This window comes from Pseudomonas sp. BNK-7 (assembly GCF_048072025.1).
In the GTDB taxonomy this organism is placed as follows: Bacteria; Pseudomonadota; Gammaproteobacteria; order Pseudomonadales; family Pseudomonadaceae; genus Aquipseudomonas; species Aquipseudomonas danubii.
Map to the genome: position 1 here is coordinate 5,606,174 of NZ_CP182252.1, position 23,065 is coordinate 5,629,238.

The following is a 23,065-nucleotide window of genomic DNA, read 5'->3' on the forward strand; positions in this document are numbered from 1 at the left end:
CCGATTTTCTGCAGTTGCGCAAACGCCAACCGCCGCCCAGGCAGCAAAACCGGCCGATCTGCTTTATCCTCCCCGCCCTTCTCCTTCTTTCGAGTACTGACGCTGTTCATGGATACCCTTGCTCAACTGCGAGCCGGCCAGCTGGCCGGCATCAAGCGCCTGGACCTGTCCTGTGGACTGACCGAGTTCCCCCGGGAGATCTTCGATCTGGCCGACTCGCTGGAAATCCTCAACCTCAGCGGCAATGCACTGAGCAGCCTGCCCGACGACCTGCATCGCCTGACCCGCCTGCGCATCCTGTTCTGCTCGGACAACCAGTTCAGTGAACTACCGGCCTGCCTCGGCCATTGCGCGCAACTGAGCATGATCGGCTTCAAGGCCAACCGCATCGAACGGGTCCCAGCCGCCGCCCTGCCGCCGCAGTTGCGCTGGCTGATCCTCACCGACAACCGCATCAGTGAACTGCCCGAAGAGCTGGGCCAGCGCCCGCTGCTGCAAAAGCTCATGCTGGCCGGCAACCGCCTGACCGCCCTGCCCCAGAGCCTGGGCCAGTGCCACAACCTGGAGCTGCTGCGGATCGCCGCCAACCGCCTGACCGAGCTGCCGCCGTTCCTCCTGGCCCTGCCGCGCCTGACCTGGCTGGCCTATGCCGGCAATCCACTGGAATCCGAGGCCGACGCCCAGGCCTTGGAGTCCACCCGCACCATCCCCTGGCACGAACTGCGCCTGGAGCAACGCCTGGGCGAAGGCGCCTCCGGGGTGATTCACCAAGCGTGGTGGCAGCCGACGGGAGAGCCCGCCCGCGCGGTGGCGGTCAAGCTGTACAAGGGCGAGATGACCAGCGATGGCTCGCCGCTGCATGAAATGAACGCCTGTATCAGTGCCGGGTTACATCCGAACCTGATCCGGGTCGAGGGCCGCATCGTCGAGCATCCCCAGGGCCAGAACGGACTGGTGATGCAACTGATCGACCCCAGCTACCGCAACCTTGCGGCGCTGCCGAGCCTGGATTCCTGCTCCCGGGATATCTACCCGGATAACGCGCACTACCGTGCCGGCGTGATTCTGCGAATCGCCCGCGGCATCGCTGCGGTGGGTGCCCACCTGCATGCCCAGGGCATTACCCACGGCGACCTCTACGGCCACAACACCCTGTGGAATGAACAAGGCGACTGCCTGCTGGGGGATTTTGGCGCGGCGTCCTTCCATGCCAAGGACGAAACCCCGCAAAGCCGGGCGCTGCAACGCCTGGAAGTGCGGGCCTTCGGTGTCTTGCTGGAAGAATTGCTGGAGCGCGGGGATGGCTCGCTGAGCCTGGAACAGCGGCAGAAACTGGCGGCGCTGGTGCAGCGCTGCTGTCAGCCAGAGGTGCTGGCACGACCGGACTTTACCCAGGTCTGTGAGGAATTGGCGGGGCTTTAAAACAGCTTCGCCGGCCAGCCGGCTCCTACAGAGGTTTGCAGGAGCCGGCTGGCCGGCGAATCGCGGTCTTAACCCGCCAGGCCGACGAACATGTCCTGCACGTCGTCATGGTTGTCCAGGCCTTCGAGGAAGGCCTCGACTTCAGCCATCTGCTCATCGCTCAGGCCGCTCACCGGGTTCTTCGGCTGATAGCCCAGCTTGGCCGACAACACGGTGAAACCTTGCTCGGGCAATGCCTTTTGTACGGCATCCAGGTCCGCAGGCTCGGTCAGGAACAGGGTCGCGCCCTCTTCACCCGGTTCGAAATCCTGAGCACCGGCCTCGATGGCGGCCAGTTCCGGATCGGCGTCCGGGCTGTCTGGCGAGGCTTCGATCATGCCCACGTGGTTGAAGTCCCAGGACACCGAGCCCGAAGCACCCAGTTGGCCCTTGCGGAAGGCCACACGGATTTCCGCCACGGTACGGTTGATGTTATCGGTCACGCATTCAACGATCAGCGGCACCTGGTGCGGGGCAAAACCTTCGTAGGTCACGCGGTGGTACTGCACGGTCTCGCCCAGTTGGCCCGAACCTTTCTTGATGGCGCGCTCAAGGGTCTCGCGGGGCATCGAGGCCTTCTTGGCCTGTTCGACCACCAGCCGCAGGTGGGCGTTGGTGGCGACGTCAGCGCCGTTACGTGCGGCAATGGTGATCTCTTTCACCAGCTTGCCGAAGATCTTGCCCTTGGCGTTGGCTGCCGCTTCTTTGTGTTTAACCTTCCACTGTGCGCCCATTACTCACTCTCTTGATCTATGGCGTCGAGTTGGATTTGGCCGACGCGATGGGCAAGTTTATACGTCCTCAGGGCCCTGATCGACCAAAAAGTCAGCGACCGGCCCTACCCCACCAGGCTTCAGCCCTTGTCGGCCTTGCCAGCGGCCGCAGCGAAACGCGCCAGACGCACATCCAGGTGCCGCGGCCGACGCCCATGATCCTCGGCCCGCTCCTTGCGGCGAATGGCGTTGCGCACCATGAGCGAGCCCAGGTAGCGGATCGGCTCCGGGGGGAAGTAACCCAAGGGACCGTTGACCAGGGGCGAACGGGTCCAGGGATTGTCCAGGCCCTGGACCAGGGATGCGAGAATCTGCCCTCCCATATGACAGGGGCCCACGCCGCTGCCGGAATAGCCGAACCCATAGAAGAGGTTGCCGGCGCGGCTCATCTGGCCGAAGAAGGGCAACCCGGTGACCGAGCGATCCGACGGACCGTTCCAGGTCGCGGCCACCGGCACCTCGGCAAAGGCCGGGAAGAACTGCCCCAGGCTCTTGTGCAGCAACCCGGCATAGGGCGACGGCTGGTCGAACACCGGCAACATGCGCCCACCGTAGGCAAAGGTGTTGCCGCCCTTGCCGAGCATGATCCGGCCGTCGGGAGTGTTGTGGTAGTAGTGCACGAAGATCCGCGAATCCAGCACCGTCACCCCGCTGGTCAAGCCGATCTGCTGCAGCAGTTGCGGACGCGGCTCGGTGATCAGCATGTCACTGGAAACAATCGCCACACTGCGTTCGAACTGCGGAAAGGCCCGGGCCATCCAGGCGTTCATCGCCAACACCACACGCTGGGCACGGATCTGTCCCGAAGGGGTGCGCAACCGCGCCGGGCGCCCTTCTTCCAACCCGGTCATGGCGCTGTGCTCATGGATTCTGACCCCCAATTGCAAGGCCACCCGACGCAAGCCACGCACCAGCAACCCCGGCTGCACACTGGCGGCGGCCGGCGAGTACCAGCCTTCCAGGTGCTGGCTGGAGCCGGCCATGCGCTGCACATCGGCCAAGGGGCGCTTCTCGAAGGAATTGATGCCCCGGCGTTCCAGGGCCGCGATCACCCCGTCGGTGGACCCGACCTGGGCCTGGTTGGTGGCGGTGTACAAGGTACCGTCGAGGCGATAGTGAGCCTCCACTCCATAGCGCTCGCAGAATGCGCCGATGGCGTGGATGCTGCGCTCGGACTCCTTGACCAGGCGCACCGCCTCCTCGATGCCGAACAGACGCTCCAGGGTGAAGTACTTGGCCGACCAGGACAGCGCACAGCCGCCATTGCGCCCACTGGCACCGGCGCCACAGATATCCGCCTCGATCAGCAGCACATCCAGCCCGGGGTTCTGCTCCTTGAGCATGATGGCGGTCCACAAACCGGTGTAGCCGCCGCCGACAATGGCCACCTCGCAGGTGGTATCGCCCTGCAGAGGCGGACAGGGGTCCAGGGTTTCCTGTTGCAGGGCCTGTTCCAGCCAGAAAGGTCGCATGGGTGAGTCTCCAGGAAAAAAACGGCAAGTGGGTGCGCTGGCAAGCCAGCGCCTACAACACTTCGTAGGAGCCGGCTTGCCGGCGAAGGGGCAGAAAAGTCAGGAACGCAACGGCTTGATCAACAACGGTCCATTGGGAACGAGCCCGCGCACCGGCTCGCTCCCATGGGGTCGGCTGTTCCAGAACGGCATGAGCAACAGCGCCGAGACCAGGGCACAGCCGGCAAACACGATGAACACCGTCACCGTGTCGAAATAGCCCGGCAACAAGCCCCCCAGTACTGCCCCCACCGAGCCGCAGCCATTGACGAAGCCTGCGGCCGTGGCCCCGGCCTTGGCCGAACCGAAATCAATGGCCGCCGCGCCGCTGATCATCGAGTCCGGCCCGTACAGGGTCAGCCCCATGAAAAACAGCAGCAGCATCACCAGCAGCACGCTGCCGGTGTGCAGCGCCCCCATGAATAGCGCCAGAGACACTGTCAGCGCCAAGAGGCTGAGGACACAGGCCGGCATGCGCCGGGCACCGAACAGCTTGTCCGAGGCCAGGCCGATCATGATCGGCCCCAGCAGCCCGGCCAGCTCAAAGGTGGTGGGCACGATCGCCGCCCCCACCTTGCCCACCGACGGCATCTGCTCATAAACGATCACCGGTCCCCACAGCAGAATCGCGTAGCGCGCCGGTTTGAGCAGGAAGTACGACAGGCCGAGCACCAGCACCGTGCGATTGCGCAGGATCTCCCGCAACGGCTCCCAGACACTCAGGCGGCGCTCGGCGGCCTCCTCCTCGGCACTCTGTGGCGCCAATGGCTCCACCGCCGGCAAACCCACATCCTGCGGGGTGTTGCGCTGGAAGATGAAAAACAGCACCGCCGTCAGCCCCACCACCACTGCGCTGGAGATGAACGCCGCATGCCAGGTGCCGATCAGGGTATAGGCCCACCAGCCGGCAAAGGGCGACGCCACCAGCCCGCCAAAGGCGTAGCAGGAACTCCATAGCCCCAGGACCCGGCCACGCTCCCGGGCAGGAAAGAAACTGCCCATGTTCTTGCACAGCCCGGACCAGCCGGTGGACTGCGCCAGCCCCTGGATCAGCATGCACGTGGCGAACACCGGCAAGGTGGCGAAGCTGCCCATGACCAGGGCCGCGGCCGCGGAGATCAGCAGGCCGCCCAGCACCACCACCCGCGGGCCGAAACGGTCGGCGAAGATCCCCCAGGTGAACTGGCCCACGGCGTAGGCCGCCAGGTAGATGGCATCGAGGTTGGCCATGGCCATCTTGTCGAGGGTGAAGTCGGGATCGTCGGCGATCCCCAGTTTGGCAACGGAAAAGGCTTTGCGGGTGAAGTAGAACGCCGCGTAGGCGATCCAGGTGATGGCGAAAATCTGCACGCGCCAACGTTTGATGGTGCCGTTGTGCTTATTCATTGTGGTTCTGACCTCAGGGTGAGTGTGCCGGCAGAATGAGGAGCAAACGCCTGTGTTTTTTATTGTTGAGCACTGCAGCAGAGCCCTTGAGGCAGGCACTGCTGGTCAGATGAGTCCTGTTGCTTTCCCTGTTTCGGGACTTGGAGGTGCACGCACAGGCATCAGGGCCGGGTACGGGTCGACTGACGGGTCACCCGGGCCTTGAAAGATGGAAGCAATTACCAACTAATAAGTGAAATCGATTTATCGTATTTCAAATATAAGTCCAGCTTGTAAGAGGATCTGCCCATGTCGGTTTCCCACGCACAGTTGAAGGCCTTTCATGCGGTGGCCGTGCACGGCAACTTCACCAAGGCTGCCGAACGCCTGTTTCTCACCCAGCCGGCGATTTCCGATCAGGTGCGCAAGCTCGAAGAGCGCTTCGGCGTCATCCTGTTCCATCGCAACAAACGCTCGGTACGCCTCACGGATCTGGGAGAACGCCTGCTGGCCATCACCCAGCGCCTGTTCGTGGTGGAGGCCGAAGCCAAGGAACTGTTGCAGGATTCCCAGGCCTTGCAGACCGGCAGCCTGGTACTGGCGGTGGATGCCCCGGTGCATGTGCTGCCGCAGATCGCCCGGTTCTGCGAGCTGTACCCCGGGATCAATGTGAAGATCGAGACCGGCAACACCGATGAATCCCTGCTGCGTCTGTTCAACTACCAGGCCGACCTGGCCCTGCTGGGACGGGAGGTGGATGACGAGCGCCTGCTGTCCTTGACCCTGCGCAACGACCCGATGGTGGCCTTTGTCTCGCGCAATCATCCCTGGGCCGATCGCCAGTCCATCTGCCTGGCCGACCTGGACGACACGCCCCTGGTGCTGCGGGAAGTCGGCTCGGTAACCCGGCAGACCCTGGAAGAGGAAATGAACCGGGCCGGCCTGCGGATTCGCCCGACGATCCAGGTGGAGGGCCGGGAAGCCGCGCGAGAAGCGGTAGTGGTGGGGATTGGCGTGGGGGTGGTCTCGGCGGCGGAGTTCGGCGCCGACTCCCGGGTCTGCGCCCTGCCGATCATCGACTGCCAGCGGCGCATGACCGAAACCCTGGTGTGCCTGCGCGAGCAGAGTTCACGGCGGATCGTCGCGACCTTTCTCGATCTGGTACGCGAAAGCCTGGCCTCCCCCACCGCTCCGTAGGCGCCGGCTTGCCGGCGAAGGCGATCCCTCGGGCCTCTTCGCTGACAAGCCAGTTGCTACGGGGCGCTCAGGCAGGAGCCAGGGCGAAAAACGCCTGGATCAGGCGCAGGTCACGGCGCCGTTCCATGCAACCGAGCATGTGCCGGTTGATCAGGCCAGCGCCACGAATCGGCACCGTGCACACCCGCGGGTCGTGCCCCACTTCCACTGAACTGACGATCCCGACCCCCAACTGCGCCGCCACCGCTTCGGTCACCGCCTCGCGGCTGTCCAGTTCCAGCAGCACGCGGGGCTGGACCCTGGCCAACACGCAAGCCTCATCAAAGGTGCGCCGGGTGATGGAACTGGGTTCGCGCAGCACCATGATCACCTGATCCAGTTGTTCGATGGCAATGCCTTCGGGCAGCTCCAGCCAGGGATGCCCCTGGGGCACCAGGGCACACATCCGCGACTCACCCAGGCTTTGCAGGTGCAGGCCCTTGCGCGGCTCGACTTCGGTCAGCACCGCCACGTCGGCGTGTTCCGACAGCAGCGCCGCCAGGGTTTCCTGGGCATTGCCCAGGCGCAGGTTGACCGTCACCCCCGGATACTTCGCCCGCAGGCTGGCCAGCATCGGCATCACCATGTGCGGGCCATCCGCCGCCACTTCCAGGCGCCCGGTCAGCAATTGCCGGTTGGCCTCGAGCATGGCCTGGGCCTCTTCGGCCAGGCCGAACATGGCCCGGGTGATGGCCGCCAGCTTGATGCCTTCCTCGGTCAGCTCCACCCGGCGCGCAGTGCGCCGCAGCAGGGTGATCTGGTAATGCTCTTCCAGGGCCTTGATATGCCCGGTCACCGCCGGCTGGCTGATAAACAGCCGCCCGGCGGCCCGGGTGAAGCTGCCTTCACGGGCCACGGCGTCGAATGCGCGGAGTTGAAACAGGTTCATAGCTATCGGCCTCACTGATGGCTGGCATAACAACAAACAATTTGATTGATGACAAGGCAAACTGCAATTTAGTCCCCGTAGCTTCATCCCATCATTTTCGAGGACACAGCATGAGCATCGCCGAGCCAATCCTGCTTACCCCCGGGCCCCTGACCACATCCGCCCGCACCCGCCAGGCGATGCTGGTGGACTGGGGTTCATGGGATGACCGCTTCAACCAACTGACAGCCAGCCTGTGCCAGCAACTGCTGGCCATCGTCAACGGCGCCGACAGCCACCACTGTGTCCCCCTGCAAGGCAGCGGAACCTTCGCCGTGGAAGCCGCCATCGGCACCCTGGTGCCCCGCAACGGCAAGGTCCTGGTGCTGATCAACGGTGCCTACGGCAAGCGCCTGGCGAAAATCTGCGAAGTGCTCGGCCGCGACTTCAGCACCTTTGAAACCGCCGAGGACGAACCCACCACCGCCGCCGACGTCGAGCGCCTGCTCCAGGCCGACCACCGCATCAGCCACGTGGCCCTGATCCACTGCGAAACCAGCACCGGCATCCTCAACCCGCTGCCGGAGATCGCCCAGGTCGTGGCCCGCCACGGCAAACGCCTGATCATCGATGCCATGAGCTCCTTTGGCGCCCTGCCCATCGATGCCCGGGAAATCCCCTTCGACGCATTGATCGCCGCCTCCGGCAAATGCCTGGAAGGCGTGCCCGGCATGGGTTTTGTCTTCGCCCGCAAGGAGTCCCTGGCCCAGGCGGCGGGCAACGCCCATTCCCTGGCCATGGATTTGCACGACCAGCACAGCTACATGGCCAAGACCGGCCAGTGGCGCTTCACCCCGCCGACCCACGTGGTCGCTGCGTTACATGAAGCCCTGCTGCAGTACAACGAAGAAGGCGGCCTGCCGGCACGCCATGCGCGCTACGCCGACAACTGTCGGACACTGCTGGAAGGCATGGGGAACTTGGGCTTGCGCAGCTTTCTGCCGGAAGCAATCCAGGCGCCGATCATCGTCACCTTCCATGCCCCGCAAGACCCGCGTTACCAGTTCAAGGACTTCTATGAACGGGTCAAGGCCAAGGGCTACATCCTCTACCCGGGCAAGCTGACCCAAGTCGAAACCTTCCGCGTGGGCTGCATCGGTCACGTCGACCGCCGCGGCATGCAGGCCGCCGTCGCCGCCATCGCCGAGGTACTGCAGGAAATGGAAGTCCAGAACATCTGACTCCCCGCCGTGCCTGCAACAGCGAGCTTGCTCGCGAAACAGGCGCTGCGATCCCGAACCTTTTTCCGCGAGCAAACTCGCTCCTACACAGGCATTGAAACCATGAACTACAGCAACCCTTCTCAGTTGCAAGCAGCGATCCTCGACTGGGCCGGCACCGTGGTGGACTTCGGCTCCTTCGCTCCGACGCAGATTTTTGTCGAAGCCTTTGCCGAATTCGATGTGCAGGTGTCTATCGAAGAAGCTCGCGGCCCCATGGGCATGGGTAAGTGGGACCATATCCGCACCCTGTGCGACCTGCCGGAGGTGGCCGAGCGCTACCGTAAAGTCTTCGGCCGTACACCCACCGATGCCGACGTCACAGCCATCTACGAGCGCTTCATGCCATTGCAGATCGAGAAAATCGCCGAGCATTCGGCACTGATTCCCGGCGCCCTGGAAGTGATTGCCAAGCTGCGCGAGCAAGGCATCAAGATCGGCTCCTGCTCCGGCTACCCCAAGCAGGTGATGGACAAGGTGGTGGCCCTGGCCGCCAGCAACGGCTACGTCGCCGACCATGTAGTGGCCACCGACGAAGTGCCCAACGGTCGCCCCTGGCCGGCCCAGGCCCTGGCCAATGTGATCGCCCTGGGCATCGATGATGTTGCCGCCTGCGTGAAGATCGACGACACCGTGCCAGGGATTCTCGAAGGCCGTCGCGCCGGCATGTGGACCGTGGCCCTGATCTGCTCGGGCAACGCCCTGGGCCTGAGCTATGACGGCTTCCGTGCCCTGGCCAGCGACACTCTGGCCAGCGAGCGCAAGCGCATCCATAAACTGTTCGAGGCTTCGCGCCCGCACTACATGATCGACACCATTGCCGATCTGCCTCAGGTCATCGCCGACATCAACCAGCGCCTGGCCCGAGGAGAGATGCCCCAGAGCCACTGATCAGGCCCCAGCTCCACAACCAAACGGCGGCGCTCCTGGCACCGCCGTTTTTTTATCGGGCATTGCCCCGCCAGGGCCCTGGCAAGGGCGATAAAAGCCCCTGTCGACTCAGGCAAACCCTCGGATAGCGGATTACAGTTACAGCACTCCGTCATTCAAGAACGGAGGCTTCAGACCTGATGACCGAGGATGTCCCGTATGCCCTGGAAAAACACTGAGTCTCGCTACAGCAGCATGACGATCACCCTGCACTGGTTGATGCTGGTGCTCTTGGCGGTGGTTTACGCCTGTATCGAATTTCGCGGCATCTTTCCCAAGGGCAGCGGCGCTCGCACGCTGATTGTCGAAGCCCACTTCATGCTCGGCCTGACGGTGTTCGTTCTGGTCTGGCTGCGCCTGTTCGCGCGCACCCAGGGCGTCGCACCGAAGATCGTGCCCAACCCGCCCCAGTGGCAACGGCTGCTGGCGACGCTCATGCACTGGGCGCTCTACCTGTTCATGATCGCCATGCCGCTGCTCGGTTGGCTGACCACCAGCGCCAAGGGCCATCAAGTGATGTTCTACGGCTTCGATCTGCCGCTGCTGGTGACAGAGGACAAAAACCTGGCCAAACAACTCCAGGGCTGGCACGAACTGCTGGGTACCTTCGGCTACTGGCTGATCGGACTGCATGCCCTGGCCGGGCTCTATCACCACTACGTGATGCGCGATAACACCCTGCAACGCATGTGGCGCAAACCGGATCAGGCCTGATCGGCGAATCCACGGCGGCCTTGCAAGCCGCCGGTATGCACGAAGATCAACCGGCTACCCGCGGCAAAACGCCCGGCCAGGACCTGCGCCTGCAAGGCCAGCAGGGCCTTGCCGGTGTACAGCGGTTCCAATGGCAAGCCGCTGTATCGCTCACTCAGTTGGATGAACTCCCGCAACTCTGCGTCGACCTTGGCAAAACCGCCACGACTGCTGTCCAGCAGCTCATAACGCCCACTGTTCAGCCCGGCCTCCTGCAAAATATCCGCAACCTGCTGCGCCACCCCGTGATCCGCAGGCACTGCCAGTGCGCCATACACCGGGTGCACGCCAGCCTCCGCCAGCACCAACCCAGCCAGGGTGGTGCCAGTACCGACGGCCAGCCACCAACCGTGATAGTCGCTCCAGCCCAAGGCCGGTAACTGTTGCTGCACCTGTTGTAGCAACGGCCGGCAGCCTGAAGCGCCCGCCAGGCCACCGCCCCCCTCGGGCACCGGATACAGATCGGGGTACTGCGCCTGCCAAGGCGCCCAGAAACCGGGGGCATGGCGCCTCCGGTAACCGGCGTAACCCAGCCAGTGCACCTGCATGCCGAAACGCTGCAGGTCGCGCACGGTCGGGGTGTCTTGTGGATGGCCGCGCAACAGCCCGACCGTGGGGAAGGCAAAACGTCGACCGGCAGCGGCCAGGGCGTGCAGATGATTGGAATGGGCACCGCCCAGGCTGATGATGCCGGCGGCACCACACTGGCGTGCGGCTGCCAGGTGCTCGGTCAGCTTGAACCACTTGTTGCCGCTGATCAGTGGATCGATCAGGTCCAGGCGCAGCACCGCCACCTCGACCCCGGCTTGAGACAGCCAGTCCAGGTCCAACCGTTGCAGCGGTGCCTGGGGCAGCCAATCGAAGGAATCGGGAAAGGACATCGGCGTCAGGTTCAACATGCAAAGAGGCGCAGTCTACCAGTGCGCCTCTTTGCCCGCTGCGTGTCGCTGACGCCGTTACAGCTGTGCCGCCAGGCGCGAGCCCTGATTGATGGCACGCTTGGCGTCGAGCTCCGCGGCCACATCGGCGCCGCCGATCAAGTGCACATTCTGCCCTGCGGCCAGCAGGCCGTCCTGCAGCTCACGCAGCGGGTCCTGACCGGCGCAGATGACGATGTTGTCGACCGGCAGCACCTGGGGTTCTCCTGCCTCGCCAATGCGGATATGCAGACCGGCGTCGTCGATCTTCAGGTATTCGACGCTGTTGAGCATCTGTACCTGCTTGTTCTTCAACCCGGTGCGGTGAATCCAGCCGGTGGTCTTGCCCAGGCCGTCGCCAACCTTGGTTTTCTTGCGCTGCAGCAGGAACACCTGACGGGCCGGTGCATGGGGCTCAGCCTTGATTCCCGCTACGCCGCCACGGGCTTCGAGCTGGGTGTCGATGCCCCATTCCTTCCAGAACGCTTCACGGTCCTGGCTGGTGGCCACGCCCTGGTGCACCAGGAACTCGGAAACGTCGAAGCCAATGCCACCGGCACCGATCACTGCCACGCTCTTGCCAACCGGCTTGCGCTCCAGCAACACATCCAGGTAGCTCAGGACCTTGGGATGCTCCACCCCGGGAATCGCCGGCACACGCGGGGCGATACCGGTGGCCAGGATGATTTCGTCAAAACCGCCGGCCACCAGTTGCTCCACATCCACCCGGGTGTTCAGGCACAGCTCGACATGGCTGGTCTGCAGCTTGCGCTTGAAGTAACGCAGGGTTTCATAGAACTCCTCCTTGCCCGGCACCCGCTTGGCGATGTTGAACTGGCCACCGATCTCGCTGGCGGAGTCGAACAGGGTCACCTGATGGCCACGTTCAGCGGCCACGGTAGCGGCGGACAGGCCCGCCGGGCCGGCCCCCACTACGGCAATCTTCTTGATCTGCGTGACCGGCAGGTAGTTCAGCTCGGTCTCGTGGCAGGCACGGGGGTTGACCAGGCAACTGGTGAGCTTGCCGCCGAAGGTATGGTCCAGGCACGCCTGGTTACAGCCGATGCAGGTGTTGATCTCGTCGGCGCGACCGGCGGCGGCTTTATTGACGAAGTCCGGATCGGCGAGGAACGGCCGAGCCATGGAAACCATGTCGGCATCGCCCTCGGCGAGGATCTGCTCAGCGATTTCCGGGGTGTTGATGCGGTTGGTGGTGATCAGCGGAATGCTCACCGAACCGCGCAGCTTGGCCGTGACTTTGCTGAATGCGGCGCGAGGCACCTTGGTGGCGATGGTGGGAATTCGCGCTTCGTGCCAGCCGATCCCGGTATTGATGATGGTGGCGCCGGCCTGTTCGATGGCCTGGGCCAGCTGCACGATTTCTTCCCAGGTGCTGCCGCCTTCCACCAGGTCGAGCATCGACAGGCGGAAGATGATGATGAAGTTCGGACCGACCGCCTCACGCACCCGGCGAACGATTTCCACTGGCAGGCGCATGCGGTTTTCGTAGCTGCCGCCCCAGCGGTCGGTACGGTGGTTGGTGTGGGCCGCCAGGAACTGGTTAATGAAATAACCTTCCGAGCCCATGATTTCGACGCCGTCGTACTCGGCTTTCTGGGCCAGGGTCGAGCAGGTGACGAAGTCGCGGATCTGCTTCTCGATGCCTTCCTCGTCCAGCTCCTTGGGCTTGAACGGGTTGATCGGCGCCTGGATCGCGCTAGGGGCGACCTGCTTGGGGCTGTAGGCATAACGCCCGGCGTGAAGAATCTGCATGCAGATCTTGCCACCCGCCTCGTGCACCGCACGAGTGACGATCTGGTGCTTGAGGGCCTCTTCTTCGGTGGTCAGTTTGGCAGCGCCGGAATACACCCCGCCCTCGTCGTTGGGACCGATACCGCCGGTGACCATCAGGCCCACGCCGCCGCGGGCACGCTCGGCAAAATACGCCGCCATGCGCTCGAAACCGCCGGGCTTCTCTTCCAGACCGGTGTGCATGGACCCCATCAGGGTGCGGTTGCGCAGGGTGGTGAACCCCAGGTCGAGGGGGGCCAGCAAGTGCGGGTAAGGTGCGGCAGCCATGGTGTCACTCCAGATCGGGCAATCACGGAAAATGTGGAAGCTCTGCGTCTTCCATCGGTAGTGCTCCACAGACTAAGAGCACAGTATCCGGCGCTCAATGACCGTAACTGACAACTTATTGATCCAAACGCACAGCGCCCCTTGGCAAGCGTCGGCCCGGGCCCTACCCTAGTCGACGACTCCTGCACACGGCCGCTGACTGTTTCCCCATGCGCAAACTTCTCTACATCACCCTCACTCTGGCCCTGCTTGCAGCCGCCACCCGCTACGCAATCTGGACTCGCGACCGTCCAGAGGCGCACTACCTGTCGGACCTGCGCATCCAGCTCGCGGTGGATCAAGGCGTGCCAGCCGATAATGGCAACCTGCTGGCGATTCAGCCTGAACTGTTCCCCACCGACTACCAGAACATCGAACGCCTGCATCGCAAGCTGGCGGCCTACTTGCAGCAAGCCACTGACAAAGGCCTGGTCAACGCCAAGACCATCGTCGTGCTACCGGAGCATATCGGCACCTGGCTGATGGTCAGTGGTGAAAAGAACGAGCTGTACCAGACCACCTCCTTGAAAGAAGCGATGAACTGGCTGGCCGTGAGCAACCCCTTGCCGTTTCTCAAGGCGCTGATCAGCGCCAGGGGCGACAGTCGCCTGGACGATGCGTATCTGCGCATGAAGGCGAAGAAAATGGCCAAGGACTATCAGTGGCTGTTCGGCGGCCTGGCCAAGGAGTTCCAGGTGACCCTGGTGGCCGGCACCATCATTCTGCCGGAGCCCAGTGTCAGTCAGGGCACCCTGCAGATTGGCAGCGGCGCCCTGTACAACAGCAGCCTGGTGTTCGGCAGCGATGGCCTGCCCATGGGCCAGCCCCAGCGGCAGATCTACCCGACCTATGCCGAAAGCGGCTACCTGAAGGGCGATACCGAAACAGCGCTACGGGTGATCGATACCCCCGCCGGACGGCTCGGCGTACTGATCGGCAGCGACAGCTGGTACCCGGAAAACTATCGCAAGCTCAATGAGCAGAGCACTCAATTGGTGGCAGTCCCAGCCTTTGTCATGGGCCGCGACGGCTGGGACAAACCCTGGCGCGGTTACAAGAGCATCGCCACCCCCAGTGAAGTCAGCCTCAAGCCCGAGGAAGCCAGCGAAGGCGAGGCCTGGCATCGCCTGACCCTCACTGCCCGCCCGCCCAGCAGCCTGGCCAGTGCCGGGGTCAGCGTGTTCCTGCGTGGCCAGTTCTGGGACCAGCGCAGCAGCGGCCAGAGCTTTATCAACAGCAATGGCCAGACCTTTGCCGACGAGGGCACCCGGGGTGCTCGCTTGCTGAACATCTGGTTGTAGTCGATGAAGACGCCGCCGATGCGCCTGGGAGACCTCTCGGTGGGGTTCGTCCACAGCCTGGTGGACGCGGTACGCAGTCATGGGCTGGACCCGACACCGTTGCTGGAACAATACGCACTGGACGCCGCCAGGCTGGGGGAGGCCGGGGCACGCTTGTCGATCCCCCGCTACATGCGCCTGGGCCACGGGGCGATCCAGCTGACCGGTGACCCGGCACTGGGTCTGCGCATGGGCCGCCTGAGTCGCCTGAGCCAGATGGGCCTTGCTGGGGTGACTGCCGCGCAAGCCCCTACCGTGCGCGAAGCGGCTCGCTGCCTGACCCGTTTCGAGGCCTTGTACGGCTCCAACTATCGCGGCCAGTCGAGCTTTCACGAAGACGCCAACGGTGCCTGGCTGCGCTTTTATTCCATCAGCCCCTACAACGCCTACAACCGTTTCGTCGTGGACTCGATCATGTCCGGCTGGCTTCAGCAGCTGTCGAGTCTTTGCGGCCAGGCCATTCATGCCGAGCAGATCGACATCGAGTTCGAGCGCCCGGACTATCACGACGCCTATGCCCTGCTCGGCCCAACGCCCATCCAGTTCGGTGCTGAACAGAACCAGCTGCGCTTGAGCCAGGCCAACCTGGCCCTGCGCAATCCGGAGCATTGCCCCAGCACCTGGCGGCATCTGGTGCAGCTATGTGAAAGAGAACTGGAACAGTTGACCCGGACCCGCAGCCTGCGCGAACGCATCATCCAGCTGTTGGGCCCTCTGCTCAACGGTGGCCGTGAGCCGGACCTGGAAGAAGTGGCGATGCGCCTGAAGCTGCCGACCTGGACCCTGCGGCGCAAGCTGGCGGAAGAAGGGACGCAGTTTCGAGCGATTCTCAACGACACTCGCCGCGACCTGGCCATGACCTATATCCGCGATACCGAACTGGCATTCGGCGAGATCGCCTATCTGTTGGGCTTTGCCTCAGCCGAGGCATTTCAACGGGCTTTCAAGCGTTGGAACGGGCAGACCCCGGGGGAATTCCGGCGCAGCCACCGACAATTCGGCTAAAAAAAACGCCACCGGCGTTACAGCTCGGTGGCGTCTTCTGCTGGTTCCAGGGGATCGAGCTCAAAAGCTTGATACTCCAGCAGTTCCTCTTGGTATTCGTCCATGGCGGACTCCTTTTCCGTTGATTGAATAACCCTGTGCCTAATGACTGTCGGGACCAGCATAAAGTGCCGGGATGACAGAAAAAATACTACCCCCCCGGTCAAGATTTATGTCGTTAAAACGTAACAGCCCGTGAGAAATTTAAGCTGTGGATACCCATGCAACGGCAATGATTGCAGTCGAAGGCGAGCGCGATGTAAACATCGGGCCGACTTTAAAGAGTCGGCCCGAGCACCCTGGAACCGATCAGTGCCCGCTGCCCGGCAGAGCGGGAATCGGCTCGGTCGGCGGCGGCAGACTGCTGGCGGGGGGTGCAGTGACGGCTTGATTGGCAGGCGCCAGCTCGCTGCTGGCAGCCGGCACAATCGGCGCGACTTCCGCTGGTGGAGCCACGGGCTGGGAGAGCGTTGGCTCAGGCTCATTGGCGGGCACCAGCGGTGCGACCACAGCACTCGGCTCGATCACTTCGCTCTGTGGCTTGGACTCAGGCTTGGGTTCCGCCTCGGGCTTGTTTTCGGGAACCCCCAGATCAGCCTTGGGCTTCTCTTCGATATGTGCAGCCTTCTTCACTTCCTGGGGCAAAAACAGCTCGACCAAGGCAAAGTAGCGCTCATAGAACTTGGCGGACGACACCGTCTCACTGGCCACCTTGACCATGGAGTCGTCGGTGGAACCGATCGGCATCGACACCGAACCCAGCACTCCGACGCCCAGGCTCGCCGAGTTGTTCACCTTCTTGAGTGCATAACGGTCCTGCAAAGCGTTGGCAAACACCGTCGAACGTTGGTCGCCGCTGCCATCCTGGGCACAGACCACATTGAAGCTGATCTCCAGATGGGTCTCACCGGTCTGCTGGAAGCTCTTGTGGCCACTGACCAGCTTCGGGTCGTTGCTGGTGATGATGTAGCCCTGGCTCAGCAGAGCCCGGCGTGCGGCTTCACAGGAAGCGGTATCGCTGACCGGGTAATTGCGCGAAAAAGTGCCGGAATCATCGAAGCTTTCATGCTCGTAGATGGCGGTCTTGTGCGTCGAACAACCGGCGACAGCGGACAGCAGCAATGCCGTGGCTGCGGCGCGCAGATGAAATGATCTAAACATCGAAAATCCTGAGGAAAACGCTCCGGCGCGTATTGTGCAACAGATCAATGCCACACCGCGCAGGTAATTGGTGTCTTAAATTTCACACAAGTTTACTGACCGTTGTTTGCCGGAAAAAGTCGCTCGCTCAAGTGCTCGATCAACACCCTCAGCTTGGCCGCTGCATGCCGGCTCGATGGCCACAGCACCCAGAACGTGCCGCTGTGTTCCAGGTACTCGTCGAGCACTGTCTGCAACGCTCCCCGGCGAACCGCCGCCTGCACCATGAAATCCGGCAAACAGGCGATACCCAAACCGCTGCGGGCAGCGTGTTCCACAGCCTCGATGGAGCTGCTGGTCAAGCGGGTCGGCAGCAGCGGTTCCGGTAAGTGGGCCTGGGGCTTGAACGGCCACGGCTCAAGTTTGCCGGTGTGGTGAAAGGTGTGCCGCAGGCAGGCGTGCTCGCGCAGTTGCTGGGGGCATTGCGGCAGGCCGCGCTGCTTGAAATAGTCGGGACTGCCCACCAGCACCATGTGAAAGCGCCCCAATTGTCGGGCCAGGAGCCGGGAGTCCTTGGGATTGCCCGTGCGCACTACCAGATCAAACCCCTCCTCCACCACGTCCACCATGCGATCGGAAAGGTCCACGTCCAGCTCGATCTGTGGATAGAGCTGCATGAACTCCGCCAGTACCGGCATCAACAGCCCGTGAACTTGGGGAGCGCTGATCCGCAACTTACCTACAGGCGCACTGGAGGAATCGCACAGCTGGAACTCCGCAGCCTCCGCTTCGGTAGCTATCCGGCGGCAGCGCTCGAGGAACCCGGCCCCCTCGGCGGTCAGGCTGATACTGCGGGTGGTGCGATGGAACAGGCGCGTCTCCAGACGCTCCTCAAGCCGCGCGATGCTCTTGCCCACGGCTGAGGAGGACACTCCCAATAGCCGCCCCGCTTCGGTAAAGCTACGTGTCTCGGCCACCTGCATGAACACCGGAATACTGCCCAGCCAGTCCATTCTGCCTCCTGCGATTAAGGACTTCTGTGTCCGATAAGTTCGGAACCTTAGCCTATTTTTCCGCCATGCACAGAACCCTACCCTGTGAGCTTCATTTCTGCCCCTGCACAACGGTGCCCGACCATGAGCAACTCCGCCAATGCCTGTGAACTGCTACAAGCACCCGCCGAGACCCGCGAACGCCTGCCTGTCGGCGGCCTGCTGGCTCTCGCCAGCGCCGGTTTCATTACCCTGATGACCGAGACCCTGCCGGCTGGGCTGCTGCCACAAATGAGTGCCAACCTTGGCGTCTCACCTGCACTGATTGGCCAGCTGGTGACCTTCTATGCCCTGGGTTCGCTACTGGCCGCCATCCCGCTGATCATCCTCACCCAGGGCTGGCGGCGGCGCCCCTTACTGTTGCTGGCCATCGCCGGCTTTGCCCTGGTCAACAGTGTTACCGCCCTCTCCAGTGACTACAGCCTGATTCTGGTGGCACGCTTTTTCGCCGGGGTCTTCGCCGGCCTGCTCTGGGCCTTGCTGGCCGGCTATGCCAGCCGCATGGTGGCGCCTCACTTGCAAGGCCGGGCAATCACGCTGGCCATGCTCGGCGCGCCGGTGGCTCTGTCGGTGGGAATGCCCGCTGGAACCTGGCTGGGCAACCTGGTGGGCTGGCGCATGAGCTTTGCTGTCATGACCTTGCTGACCCTGGGGCTAATTGGCTGGGTACTGGTTCAGGTGCCGGACTTCCCGGGGCTGCGCGCGCAGAAGCGCTTGTCGCTGGCTCGAGTCCTGGCCTTGCCGGGGATCCGACCAGTGCTGTTCGTGACTTTTGCCTATGTACTGGGACACAACATTCTCTACACCTACATCGCGCCCTTTCTTCAGCCGGTCGGGCTTGGTGAGCAGATCGAGCGGGTGTTGCTGGTATTTGGCCTGGCCGCATTGTTGAGCATCTGGCTGGTGGGCCTGCTGATCGATCGCTGGCTGCGTCAACTGGTGCTGGTCAGTTGCCTGCTGTTCATCGGCTCGACCCTGATGCTGGGGCTGCTGGGTGACTGGCCAGTGGCGATCTATGGGGCGACCGCTATCTGGGGGCTGTCCTTCGGCGGTATGGCCACCCTGCTGCAAACCGCACTGGCCAAGGCCGCAGGCGAGCACGCTGACACTGCGCAGTCGATGCTGGTCACCCTATGGAACCTGGCGATCGCCGGTGGCGGCCTGGGTGGCGCCTTGCTGCTGCAAGGGCCGGGAGTGGCGATCTTCCCCTGGGTGATTGCCGCGCTGTTGCTGATCAGCCTGGTGGTGGCGGTGAACGCCCGGCACCAGGGCTTTCCAGTCAGACGCTGATCCTCGACCCAAGCCTTGGCAATCGGGCGTTCTCGCGGCAACGGAGCCTGCCAGGTCGCTAGCCTTCAGCCGAAGCGCCAGTCTGCAAAGCAGTATCCACTTTTGCGTGCGCAGCGGATCGGGCTTTGCGACTGCGTACCAACGGCCAGAACAGCTCCTCCTTCCAGCTCACCGGCGCCAAGTGCTCGATACCGAAGGTAACGGGCCGGCGGCGGGTGATCTTCGCGGTGCCAAACAGCACATCCCAGAGGAACAGCAAGTTACCGAAGTTGCCCTTGTAGTGGGTCACGCCATCCTCGGCGCTCAGGCCATGGTGAGCCGAATGGGTCGAAGGCGTTGAAAAGACTCGCTCCACCAGCCACATCAGTGGCCGGAGAAAACCGATGCGGTACAGCTTGTCGTCCCAGGCCACGCTGCTGTGTGCGGCGAAGATCACCGTCATCTTGAGAATCAGGTAACCGTAATAGACCGGCGCCAGCCCCAAGTAGATCAGCACCCCGGAGAACCAGATTCCTGGCATCAGCAGGTAATAGAAGCTGTTGTTGCGATAAACGATGCGAATGCTCATGTAGGGCGCTGAATGGTGAGCCCGGTGCAGGGCATACAGCGCGGGGAGACGATGGGTCAGGCGGTGCCACCAGTATTGGGTCATGTCATCGAAGATCAGGAACAACAGCAGACCAAGCACCCAGGGCGTATCCGCCAGCATGCCCTTGGCTTGTGGCAGTGCCAGGCCCATGAGCGCACCGCTGGCCCACATCACCAGGGGAAAGGTCACGCCAAGCAACAGGCTTGAGCCCACCGCCTCGATCAGCACGTCGCGGCGCTGGCCACGGGGTTGGCGAAAGGCTGAACAAGCTATTTCCAGGAGGATGAAAAACACAAAGATCGCCGAAACGATCAACAGGGGGTTGTTGGTCATCAGATCGTGGTTCATGGCATTCTCGCTCTTATCCTTATGGGCAACGCCCGACCATTAGAGATCAGCAAGGCAGCCCTCTCTATGCGCGAAATGGACAGAATCCAGCGAGATCCGGCCAACCGAGCGGCCCCGCGCTTTCATCGAGGACGCCTCGGCGAAGTCTTGCAACGCTTCCTCAATGACCAGAGCACCGCCTCGCACCAGGACTACAACCTGCTGCACCTGGAACAGCTATGGCGCGCCGCGGCAGCGTTGGAGCCGGCCATAGGCCTCAAACTGTTCGAACGCTTCACACCCCAGGACTGGCACGTTATTGCCCACGCCAGCCTCTACTGCCCGGATGTTGCCGCGTCCATGGCATTCTGGGTTCGCTATGCGCCGTTAGGCTCGGACACCGATCGCGTGCAACGGGTGACCGATGCCCGAGGTTCTGGTGTTGAAATCCATATCGACACCTCGGCGGAGTTGAGCCGCTACCTGATCGAACACTATGGAGTCATGTCCATCACTCAACTGCGGCGTGGTACTGGTCTTGCGGTTCGGCCCGTGCTGGCCTGCTTCAGCCATTCGCGTCCCGACTATCACGCGCAATACCAGCATTGGTTTGGCGACCGTATCGAATTTGATTGCCGGGCCAACCGTTTCTACTTCGACCCGCAAAGCCTGCAACTGCCACTGCAGACCCGCCACGCCGGCATGCTCGACCTGTTGAGCGAAGAGCTGGATCGGCGGGTGGCCCTGCACCAACGGCTGAGCGGTTGGCCAGCCAAGGTGGCCAGGGCCTGTCGTCAGGCCCTGGCGGCTGGCCATCCAGTAACCCTGGAAAGCCTTTGTGCCCATCTGCATCAAACCCCACGCACGCTGCGGCGACGTCTCGCGGAACAGGGGCTGAGTTTTCGCCAGTTGCTGGACCAGACCCGCGCCGAGCTGGAAATGCATCTGGAATTGCAAGGCGAATCCCGGACGCAGATTGCGCTACAGCTGGGTTACAACGATCAGGCGGCCTATCTGCATGCGCGCAAGCGCTGGCACACCACCGGCACCTGAGGTTTATCCGAGCTCAAAAAAAGACCCCGGCATTGCGGCCGGGGTCTTTTCAACACTGCGGTTCAGGCATTAGTAACGCTTGATGTCCGCCTGGTTTTCCAGCTGCTTGCGGTAGGCAGCAAAATCTTGCTGCCCTACCCGCGAGGCCAGGAAGCGACGGTATTGAGCCTTCTCTTCCTCGGTCGGCGCAGCGGCTTCATTGACGGCATTGAGCTGCAGCACCAGCAGATTGCCGTTAGGCAGGGTCACGCTAGTGAAGGTCGGTTTGTCCTTGGACTCAGGCTTGCTCATGCGGAACAACGCCTGCAGAACAGTTGGATCGATACCATCCTGACCACGGGTCACCGCTTGTGCGACTTTCCAGTTCTGGCCATCAACCGGCTTGTTCAGCGCGGTCTTGCCATCACGCAAGCTGGCAATCAGCTCTTCAGCCTTGGTCTTGGCCGCAGCACTGGCGTGCTCCTTGGCCAATTGCGTGCGAATGGCACTGGCGACGCTTTCCAGAGGCAGTTGCTCAGGTTTGCGATGCTCTTTGGCTCGCAGCACCACGACAGTTTCCGGGTCCAGTTCGATGGCGGTGCTGTTGGAACCCTCATCGAGGACTTCGGTGCTGAACGCTGCTTGCACCACTGCACGGTTGGCAGCGATACCGTCGCCACCGTCACGGCCGAATGGCGCGGAGGTGTGAACAGTCAGCTTCAGTTCCTGAGCCGGTTGTGCCAGATCGGAGGCCTCGAACGAAGAGTCCTCCAGCTGCTTGGTCGCCTCGACGAAACGCTGCTCGACCTGCTGAGTTTTCAAGTCGCGGGTCAGCTTGTCCTTGAGACTGGCGAAGCTCGGCACTTCCGGTGCTTCGATGCCCAACAGCTTGATCAGGTGGAAACCGAAGTCCGTACGCACCGGGGCCGAGACCTGATCCTTATTCAGCGCATACAGCGCCTTCTCGAAGGTTGGGTCATAAACACCTGGACCGGCATAGCCCAAGTCGCCACCGTTATTAGCCGAGCCTGGATCCTGGGAGAATTCCTTGGCCAGTGCCTCGAAGCTTTCGCCTTTGGCCAGACGCGCCTGGATCTCTTCGACCTTGGCCTTGGCCTGAGCCTCGTTCACCTTATCGTTGACTTCGATCAGGATGTGCGCGGCACGACGTTGCTCGGACAGGTTGGCGATTTCCTTCTGATACAGCGCCTGCAGGTCCTCGTCCTTGACACTGACCTGGTCAAAGAAGGCAGCCTTCTTCAGCTCGATGTAATCAATCACCACTTGGTCGGGAGTCATGAACTCCTTGGCGTGCTGATCGTAATAGGCCTTGACCTCGTCATCGGTCAGCTTGATCGCTGCCGGATCAGCCTTGATGCTCAGTGAAGCGAAATCTCGAGTCTGTTTTTCCAGACGAGCGAACGCCAGTACCTGAGCATCGGTCACGAAACCACTGCCCGCCAGACCGGCACGCACCTGACCGATCAGCATTTCCTGAGCCAGCATCTGGCGGAATTGCAGACGGGTGTAGCCCAACTGACGAATCACCTGATCGAAACGCTCAGGGCTGAATTTGCCTTCAACCTGGAATTCCGGCGTTTGCAGGATCACCTGATCCAGCGCGCCCTCGGAGAAGGCAAACTTGGAATCCTGTGCACCTTGCAGCAACAGTTTGCGGTCGATCAGCCCTTTCAACGCGGCTTCGCGCAGCATCTTCTCATCCAGCAGGGAGGCATCGAAATCTTTGCCCAACTGTTGCATCAGTTGACGACGTTGCATGTCGACGGCCTGGCTCAACTCGTTCTGAGTGATTTCCTCGCCGTTGACCTTGGCCGCGTCCTGGTTATGGGTAGTGGCCTGGAAAATGGCATCGAAACCGGTCAACGCCAGCAATGCGACGATGACCCCGATGATGGTTTTGGCAATCCAGCCTTGTGAGTTGTCCCTGATATTCTGCAGCATGCGTCCCCCAGAAACGGCTGTACTTCAATTTAAGCAACCGTGGAGTGTGGGTAGAGTCCGGATAGAAGAAAGGCGCA

At 62.5% G+C, this 23,065-nt stretch carries 19 protein-coding genes; 9 read left to right on the forward strand and 10 right to left on the reverse strand.

Annotation, left to right across the window (positions count from 1 at the left end):
- Nucleotides 1-108 precede the first annotated feature (108 nt).
- The gene (locus ACMGF8_RS25280) at nt 109-1,422 is read left to right on the forward strand and encodes a leucine-rich repeat-containing protein kinase family protein (RefSeq protein WP_416757620.1); all 1,314 of its coding nucleotides are present in this window, start codon (nt 109-111) and stop codon (nt 1,420-1,422) included.
- A 68-nt stretch (nt 1,423-1,490) separates the two neighbouring features.
- On the opposite strand, the gene ACMGF8_RS25285 is transcribed toward ACMGF8_RS25280, so the two are convergent.
- The 3 genes from ACMGF8_RS25285 to ACMGF8_RS25295 all read right to left on the reverse strand — a co-directional run bounded on the left by ACMGF8_RS25285 (nt 1,491) and on the right by ACMGF8_RS25295 (nt 5,230).
- Nucleotides 1,491-2,195 carry a YebC/PmpR family DNA-binding transcriptional regulator gene (locus ACMGF8_RS25285; protein WP_060840179.1) on the reverse strand — a complete coding sequence of 235 codons (705 nt, stop codon included), beginning with the start codon at nt 2,193-2,195 and terminating at the stop codon, nt 1,491-1,493.
- A 119-nt stretch (nt 2,196-2,314) separates the two neighbouring features.
- Nucleotides 2,315-3,706 carry an FAD-dependent oxidoreductase gene (locus tag ACMGF8_RS25290; RefSeq protein WP_250330045.1) on the reverse strand — a complete coding sequence of 464 codons (1,392 nt, stop codon included), beginning with the start codon at nt 3,704-3,706 and terminating at the stop codon, nt 2,315-2,317.
- A 99-nt stretch (nt 3,707-3,805) separates the two neighbouring features.
- Nucleotides 3,806-5,230 (reverse strand): MFS transporter, encoded by a 1,425-nt coding sequence (locus tag ACMGF8_RS25295; RefSeq protein WP_258009286.1) that lies wholly within the window; start codon nt 5,228-5,230, stop codon nt 3,806-3,808.
- 189 nt (nt 5,231-5,419) lie between these two features.
- On the opposite strand from ACMGF8_RS25295, the gene ACMGF8_RS25300 reads away from it, so the two are divergent.
- Nucleotides 5,420-6,307 (forward strand): LysR substrate-binding domain-containing protein, encoded by an 888-nt coding sequence (locus ACMGF8_RS25300; protein WP_102864667.1) that lies wholly within the window; start codon nt 5,420-5,422, stop codon nt 6,305-6,307.
- A 67-nt stretch (nt 6,308-6,374) separates the two neighbouring features.
- Here the strand turns inward: ACMGF8_RS25300 and ACMGF8_RS25305 are convergent, their stop codons facing one another.
- Nucleotides 6,375-7,235 carry a LysR substrate-binding domain-containing protein gene (locus ACMGF8_RS25305; RefSeq protein WP_102864666.1) on the reverse strand — a complete coding sequence of 287 codons (861 nt, stop codon included), beginning with the start codon at nt 7,233-7,235 and terminating at the stop codon, nt 6,375-6,377.
- 110 nt (nt 7,236-7,345) lie between these two features.
- Between ACMGF8_RS25305 and ACMGF8_RS25310 the strand changes: the two genes are divergently transcribed.
- The 3 genes from ACMGF8_RS25310 (at nt 7,346) to ACMGF8_RS25320 (ending at nt 10,138) form a co-directional block, all read left to right on the forward strand.
- Complete coding sequence (locus ACMGF8_RS25310; RefSeq protein WP_102864665.1) at nt 7,346-8,455, forward strand: 2-aminoethylphosphonate--pyruvate transaminase; 1,110 nt, start codon at nt 7,346-7,348, stop codon at nt 8,453-8,455.
- A gap of 102 nt (nt 8,456-8,557) precedes the next feature.
- Nucleotides 8,558-9,385, forward strand: a complete 828-nt coding sequence (gene phnX / locus ACMGF8_RS25315; RefSeq protein ID WP_110652855.1) for a phosphonoacetaldehyde hydrolase — start codon at nt 8,558-8,560, stop codon at nt 9,383-9,385.
- Between the two features lie 198 nt (nt 9,386-9,583).
- Complete coding sequence (locus tag ACMGF8_RS25320; RefSeq protein WP_207166245.1) at nt 9,584-10,138, forward strand: cytochrome b; 555 nt, start codon at nt 9,584-9,586, stop codon at nt 10,136-10,138.
- Here the strand turns inward: ACMGF8_RS25320 and ACMGF8_RS25325 are convergent.
- Complete coding sequence (locus tag ACMGF8_RS25325) at nt 10,129-11,058, reverse strand: 1-aminocyclopropane-1-carboxylate deaminase/D-cysteine desulfhydrase (RefSeq protein WP_416760371.1); 930 nt, start codon at nt 11,056-11,058, stop codon at nt 10,129-10,131. The genes ACMGF8_RS25320 and ACMGF8_RS25325 overlap by 10 nt on opposite strands.
- 75 nt (nt 11,059-11,133) lie before the next feature.
- Nucleotides 11,134-13,173, reverse strand: coding sequence for an NADPH-dependent 2,4-dienoyl-CoA reductase (locus tag ACMGF8_RS25330; RefSeq protein ID WP_207166246.1), 2,040 nt, complete (start codon nt 13,171-13,173; stop codon nt 11,134-11,136).
- Nucleotides 13,174-13,382: 209 nt separating this feature from the next.
- On the opposite strand from ACMGF8_RS25330, the gene ACMGF8_RS25335 reads away from it, so the two are divergent.
- Complete coding sequence (locus ACMGF8_RS25335) at nt 13,383-14,513, forward strand: carbon-nitrogen hydrolase family protein (protein WP_416757625.1); 1,131 nt, start codon at nt 13,383-13,385, stop codon at nt 14,511-14,513.
- A 3-nt stretch (nt 14,514-14,516) separates the two neighbouring features.
- The gene (locus tag ACMGF8_RS25340) at nt 14,517-15,557 is read left to right on the forward strand and encodes an AraC family transcriptional regulator (protein WP_102864660.1); all 1,041 of its coding nucleotides are present in this window, start codon (nt 14,517-14,519) and stop codon (nt 15,555-15,557) included.
- Nucleotides 15,558-15,905: 348 nt separating this feature from the next.
- Here the strand turns inward: ACMGF8_RS25340 and ACMGF8_RS25345 are convergent, their stop codons facing one another.
- Nucleotides 15,906-16,757 (reverse strand): DUF2242 domain-containing protein, encoded by an 852-nt coding sequence (locus ACMGF8_RS25345; RefSeq protein ID WP_207166247.1) that lies wholly within the window; start codon nt 16,755-16,757, stop codon nt 15,906-15,908.
- Nucleotides 16,758-16,849: 92 nt separating this feature from the next.
- On the reverse strand, nt 16,850-17,749 hold the full coding sequence (locus ACMGF8_RS25350; RefSeq protein WP_102864657.1) for a LysR family transcriptional regulator: 900 nt from the start codon (nt 17,747-17,749) through the stop codon (nt 16,850-16,852).
- A 123-nt stretch (nt 17,750-17,872) separates the two neighbouring features.
- On the opposite strand from ACMGF8_RS25350, the gene ACMGF8_RS25355 reads away from it, so the two are divergent.
- Nucleotides 17,873-19,078, forward strand: a complete 1,206-nt coding sequence (locus ACMGF8_RS25355) for an MFS transporter (RefSeq protein ID WP_207166248.1) — start codon at nt 17,873-17,875, stop codon at nt 19,076-19,078.
- A gap of 58 nt (nt 19,079-19,136) precedes the next feature.
- On the opposite strand, the gene ACMGF8_RS25360 is transcribed toward ACMGF8_RS25355, so the two are convergent.
- The gene (locus tag ACMGF8_RS25360; RefSeq protein WP_102864655.1) at nt 19,137-20,015 is read right to left on the reverse strand and encodes a sterol desaturase family protein; all 879 of its coding nucleotides are present in this window, start codon (nt 20,013-20,015) and stop codon (nt 19,137-19,139) included.
- 66 nt (nt 20,016-20,081) lie between these two features.
- Here ACMGF8_RS25360 and ACMGF8_RS25365 point away from each other — a divergent pair, with 66 nt between their 5' ends.
- Nucleotides 20,082-21,047, forward strand: coding sequence for an AraC family transcriptional regulator ligand-binding domain-containing protein (locus tag ACMGF8_RS25365; protein ID WP_416757629.1), 966 nt, complete (start codon nt 20,082-20,084; stop codon nt 21,045-21,047).
- A 69-nt stretch (nt 21,048-21,116) separates the two neighbouring features.
- Here ACMGF8_RS25365 and ACMGF8_RS25370 read toward each other — a convergent pair whose 3' ends face one another.
- Complete coding sequence (locus ACMGF8_RS25370; protein WP_102864653.1) at nt 21,117-22,988, reverse strand: SurA N-terminal domain-containing protein; 1,872 nt, start codon at nt 22,986-22,988, stop codon at nt 21,117-21,119.
- Nucleotides 22,989-23,065: the final 77 nt, after the last annotated feature.